This window comes from Actinocrinis sp. (genome assembly GCF_035938995.1).
Classification (GTDB): domain Bacteria; phylum Actinomycetota; class Actinomycetes; order Streptomycetales; family Catenulisporaceae; genus DASZGI01.
Genome location: NZ_DASZGI010000088.1, coordinates 1 through 4,910, shown reverse-complemented (window position 1 = coordinate 4,910; position 4,910 = coordinate 1). Strand labels below are relative to the sequence as shown.

Here is a 4,910-nt window from a genome sequence, read left to right as displayed (position 1 = left end):
AGGCCGCAGAGCGTGCGCAGCACCCGGTCCAGGTCGCCCGCGGGCGTCGCGGTCACCTTGAGCGTGGCGGCGGCGTCGGTGTCGTTACGGAACCCGTGTATCTCGTGCGGGTCGGCGACCACGCTTTCACCTGGTGCGAATGCCATCTCGCGCCCCTTGAGGTGGACGGTGAACGCGCCCTCGACGCACTCGAAGGTCTCCGTGATCCGGTGCGAGTGCGGCGTGACGGCGCCGCCCGGCGCAAGGGTGATCAGGGCGACGACGTGCGCGCCGCCGGTCTCCTGCGACGTCTCCAGAAACGTGATGGTCTCGCCGGTGCCTGGATTGCTCACGGTGCGCGAGAGATCGCTCATCGGTCTCACCTCGACTCAGTTACTAGTGGCGACCACTAGTGGTTGTCACCGATTATCATGGTCCACATGCCCGAGAGCAAGCCCCGGCGGCGAATCCAGGCGGAGCGCTCCGCGCTCACCCGCCGCAAGCTGCTGAGCGCCGCTCGCGAGATGTTCATCGCCGATGGCTACAACGCCACCACGATGACACGGGTCGCCGAGCGCGCCGGGGTCGCTGTGCAGACCGTCTACTTCGTCTTCCACACCAAGGGCGAGCTGCTCACGCATGTCTATGAAGCCGCTGTGCTCGGCGACGACCGCCCCACACCACCGGACGAGTCGGACTGGTATCGGCTCGCCTCGACCACCAGCGACCTGCACGATGCGATCGACGCGTTCACCGGCGGGTGCGCCGCGATCCTGCGCCGAACCGCGCCGCTGGAAGCCGTGGTCCGGGCGGCCGGCCCCACGGAGCCCGACGTGCAAGCAGCCCACAACAATGGCGAGGTACTGCGCCAGCGCGGCTACCGCGCGTTCGTGGACACCCTCGCGCAACGGCGACTACTGCCCGACACCGCCGACCGCGAGCAGACCACCGACGTCCTGCTCACCCTCCTGGGGCCACACGTGTACGCAACGCTGACGATGGACCGCGGTTGGAGCCATCAACAGTACGTCGACTGGGCAGTGCGCGTGATTCCCCAACTGTTGACCTGAAGCGCCAGCGCCTCACCCGGTACCAACCACGGGCCGGGCATACGCGGGCACACCACCAGACCCGCAAGCGATGTGAACACCGCTCTCGGCCGGTGACCTGGAGCTGAAGATCCCCAAGCTTCGCTCCGGCACGCCCTGCCCCGTCCTCGCCAGAGATGGGACTACCGCAGCCCACGGAAGGTCCGGCGCAGATCGTCCACCCACAGCTCCGGCACCTCCCACGGGATGAAGTGGCCGCCCCGGTCGTGCGCGGTGAGGTTGACGTGGCGGTACCAGGCGGCCCGGTCGCCGGCCCGGAAGTGTTCGACGCGGTGCGCCGTGTCGACGCCGGGCGGGTTCTCGAAGCCGACGAAGGTGATTCCGGTCGGCGTCTCGATCGCCGGCGTGCGGTCGTGCGACGGGGTCCACGGGTAGCGGTTGTGGTTCGCGTAGATGCGGATCGAGGTGCCGATCGCGTTGGTGGCCCAGTAGATCGTGGCGTGGGTCAGCAATTCGTCGCGGGTGAACACGCTCTCGACGTCGCCGTGGCTGTCGCTCCACTTCGCCCAGCGTTCCAGGAGCCAGGCCAGCAGTCCGGCCGGCGAGTCGGACAGGCCGTAGGCCAGGGTGCTGGGCGCGAGCATCTGGGCGGCCAGATGGACGGCGAAGCGCCGTTCGAAGTCGATCAGTTGTGCGCGCGTGGCAGCGTCCAGGCCGTCCGGGATCGGACGGCCGCCGGTGATGTCCCAGGCGCGGTCGCCGTTGAAAAAGTCCAGCCGCAGGCCGGAGCCGATGTGGATGCCGACCAGTTCGTCCGCGTACTTGTGTCCGAGCTGCCCGGTGACCAGCGCGCCGACGTCGCAGCCGGCCGCTGCGTACCGCGGGATGCCCAGGACCTCGGTCATCAGGGTGTGCCAGAGGTCGGCGATCTTCCAGAAGTTCAGGTCCGGGCGCCCGGCCGGCGCAGTGGAGAAGCCGAAGCCGGGCAGGGACGGCACGATCAGGTCGAAGGCTTCGGCGGGGTCCGCGCCGTGGGCGCCAGGGTCGGCGAGCGGCTCGACCACTTTGGCCCAGTGCCAGAAGGTCCACGGCCAGCCGTGCGTGAGGATCAGCGGTGTCGGGTGCGGGCCGACGCCGGGGCGGTGCATGAAGTGCACCGGGATGCCGCAGACGTCGACGACGTAGTGCGCGTACTGGTTGATCGCCCGTTCGGCGGCTCGCCAGTCGAAACCGGTGCGCCAGTACTCGACCAGCGGTTCCAGGACGGTGCGGGACACGCCGTAGTAGCCGTCTTCGTTGCCCTCGTCGGCGGGCCAGCGGGTCTGGTCGAGACGGCGGCGCAGGTCGTCGAGCACTGTGTCGGGCACGTGGATCGGTGCTGTCTCGAGCGAGGCCAGGGCGGTCATGTCGGCTCCCCGATGGTTTCGACTGTCCGGCGGTGCGAGCGTGTGACGGGTGACAGAGCGGCTGTTGAGCTATGAGGCTGCGGCGCCCTCGCCGAGCTCTGCGATGTGGTGCAGGACGGGGAGCGCGGCGGCGAGGGCTGCGCGCTCCGGGTCGGTCAGCCGCGCAAGGATCGGCGCGATCCGGGCCACCCGGTTGGCCCGTCGGGCGGCGACCACCTCTTCACCCGCGGGGGTGATGTGGACCAGCACCGCACGCCCGTCCGAGGGATCCGGATGCCGCTCGACCAGGCCGTCCTGCTCCAACCGGGTGACGATCTGGGTGACTGCGGGCTGGGTGACCTGTTCGGTCGCGGTGAGTTCGCCGAGCCGGCGCGGGCTGCGCTCGGCCAGGGTGTGCAGCACGGAGAGCGTGGTGAAGCTGAGCCGGCGCACGGCGGGCAGCCGGATGTAGAAGCCGTTGAACCGCTCCACGGCCGCGGCCAGTTCGGCCGGGTCGAGCCCTGATCTCGGCGTCTCCTGCACAAGCGAACAATATCACAGACTTATCTAAGTTTCTTATTCATATGCCGACGCCCGCCCGCCAATACGCACGACCAGGGTCTGCTCGAGCCGGGTCATGCGTACTTGGCGGGCGGATCAGGAAGCGGGCGCGTGGCTCGCTGGCCTGATGGTGTTGTTGACGGCGTCGGGCGTGGGGACCTTACTCTGCGAGCGCGGCGCGAATCGCGGCCTCAGCGTGAAGGCGTGTAGTGGGGAATACCGGTACCGGGCTGTCCGCCTGGCCGACGAGCAGTTCGATTTCGGTGCAGCCGAGGATGACGCCTTGAGCGCCGGCGTCAACGAGACCTGTGATGATCTTCTGGTATGCTCGGCGGGATTCGTCCCGCACGACCCCGCGACACAGTTCGTCGTAGATGACGCGATGGACCACCTCGCGCTGTGGCGCGTCGGGGATGAGGACGTTTGGCCCGCGGCCTGCAGGCGGTCGCGATAAAAGTTCTGCTCCATGGTGAACGCGGTGCCCAGCAGCCCTACCGTGCGCACATCCGCGGCCAGGACCGCCTCGGCCGTGGCGTCACCGATGTGCAGCAGCGGGATGTCGATGGCGGCGGCGATCGCATCGGCGACTTTGTGCATGGTGTTGGTGCACAACAGGACGAAATCCGCGCCGGCCGCCTGCACACATCCCGCCGCGTGCGCGAGCAGTTCGGCCGCGTCCCCCCAGCGGGCCTCGACCTGCATCCGCTCGACGTCGGCGAAGTCGACCGAGTACAGCACACACCTCGCCGAATGCAGCCCGCCGACCCGCTCGCGAGTCAGCGTGTTCAGGAGTCTGTAATACTCCGCGGTGGACTCCCAGCTCATGCCGCCGATCAGGCCAATCGTACGCACGAGCCGACGATACCCGTGCCGACCAAGCTGGGGAACGGGAAACGAGGCACGGGCGTGCCGTCCACGCCTCCGCCGCCGAGGGATCCTCGACGGTGCCGCCCACGAATACTCGACCGCCGCAGCAGCCTGACATGGGGCTGGCACCGAATCGCCTGCCAAGCTGCACGCATCGCACATCCGAGCCCCGTAGGACGTCCCGAGCCCGCAGAGGGACAGCGCGGCGGTCGCTGCGCGGTAGAGCGGCGAGGCCCAGACCGAGCGCGCCGCGGACGGGGTGGGTGCTCGCAACCTCGGCAGCGGCGAGTGCGGATGGTATGCAGGAGACCCTGGACTCTAGGCGGTCTTGACGATGGTGCCGGCTGCTTCGAGCGCTGCTACTTCGTCGGCGGGCGCGGTGGTGTCAGTGACGAGGGTGTGCACGAGGGTGGCGGGGCCGACGTGGGCGTGGGCGGTACGGCCGAGTTTGCTGCCGTCGGCGGCGGCGATGATGCGGCGGGTGGAGGCGATGATCGCCTGCTTCACCGCCGCGTCGTCGAGGTCGTAGGCGGTCAAACCCTCGGCGGCGCTCAGGCCGCAGCAGCCGAGGACCGCGGTGTCGAAGCGCAGCGCTGCGAGTGAGGCGAGGGTGAGGGGGCCGGTCAGGGCGCCCTCACCGTTGCGGGGCCGTCCACCCGGCACCATGAGGGTGGTCGCGGCGGGGGCGTCGCTGAGGATGTGGATGGCCTGCAAGGACAGGGGCATCACGGTGACCTGTCGGCCATGCAGCAGCCGGGCGACCTCCAGGCAGGTGGTGCCGCTGTCGAGCAGGACGGTCTCGCCGTCCGCGATGAGTCGGGAGACCCCGGCGGCGATCCGGCGTTTGGCGTCGAGCGCCTCGTGGGCGCGCAGCGCGAAGGGCGGCTCCTGGCCCCGCAGCAGCAGGGTGCGCGCCCCGCCGCGGAACCGTTCGAGGACGCCTTGCGCGGCGAGGGTGTCCAGATCGCGCCGGATGGTCATCTCCGAGGCGCCGGTCAGCTCGGCGAGGTGCGGGACCGTGGCACTGCCCGAGTCCTTCACGGCCTGGGCGATCAGTCGGTGCCGGTCC

General features: G+C 69.5%; 5 protein-coding genes and 1 pseudogene. 1 reads left to right on the top strand and 5 read right to left on the bottom strand.

Annotated elements, in window-relative coordinates; genetic code table 11:
* Positions 1-353: cupin domain-containing protein (locus VGZ32_RS05620; protein WP_326884746.1), on the bottom strand; the 353-nt coding region annotated here is incomplete at its 3' end.
* A gap of 66 nt (positions 354-419) precedes the next feature.
* Between VGZ32_RS05620 and VGZ32_RS05615 the strand changes: the two genes are divergently transcribed.
* Positions 420-1,049 carry a helix-turn-helix domain-containing protein gene (locus VGZ32_RS05615; RefSeq protein ID WP_326884745.1) on the top strand — a complete coding sequence of 210 codons (630 nt, stop codon included), beginning with the start codon at positions 420-422 and terminating at the stop codon, positions 1,047-1,049.
* Between the two features lie 161 nt (positions 1,050-1,210).
* On the opposite strand, the gene VGZ32_RS05610 is transcribed toward VGZ32_RS05615, so the two are convergent.
* The 4 genes and pseudogenes from VGZ32_RS05610 to VGZ32_RS05595 form a co-directional block, all read right to left on the bottom strand.
* Positions 1,211-2,434 carry an epoxide hydrolase gene (locus VGZ32_RS05610; protein WP_326884744.1) on the bottom strand — a complete coding sequence of 408 codons (1,224 nt, stop codon included), beginning with the start codon at positions 2,432-2,434 and terminating at the stop codon, positions 1,211-1,213.
* Between the two features lie 69 nt (positions 2,435-2,503).
* Positions 2,504-2,956 carry a MarR family transcriptional regulator gene (locus tag VGZ32_RS05605; RefSeq protein WP_326884743.1) on the bottom strand — a complete coding sequence of 151 codons (453 nt, stop codon included), beginning with the start codon at positions 2,954-2,956 and terminating at the stop codon, positions 2,504-2,506.
* 178 nt (positions 2,957-3,134) lie between these two features.
* Positions 3,135-3,826, bottom strand: a pseudogene (locus tag VGZ32_RS05600) (aspartate/glutamate racemase family protein).
* 333 nt (positions 3,827-4,159) lie between these two features.
* The coding region (locus VGZ32_RS05595) for a DeoR/GlpR family DNA-binding transcription regulator (RefSeq protein WP_326884741.1) at positions 4,160-4,910 on the bottom strand (751 nt) is incomplete at its 5' end.

Bases quoted from the DNA above. Each gene is read 5' to 3' on its own strand.
- VGZ32_RS05615 (WP_326884745.1), top strand. From the start codon at position 420: ATGCCCGAGAGCAAGCCCCGGCGGCGAATCCAGGCGGAGCGCTCCGCG.
- VGZ32_RS05610 (WP_326884744.1), bottom strand. From the start codon at position 2,434: ATGACCGCCCTGGCCTCGCTCGAGACAGCACCGATCCACGTGCCCGAC.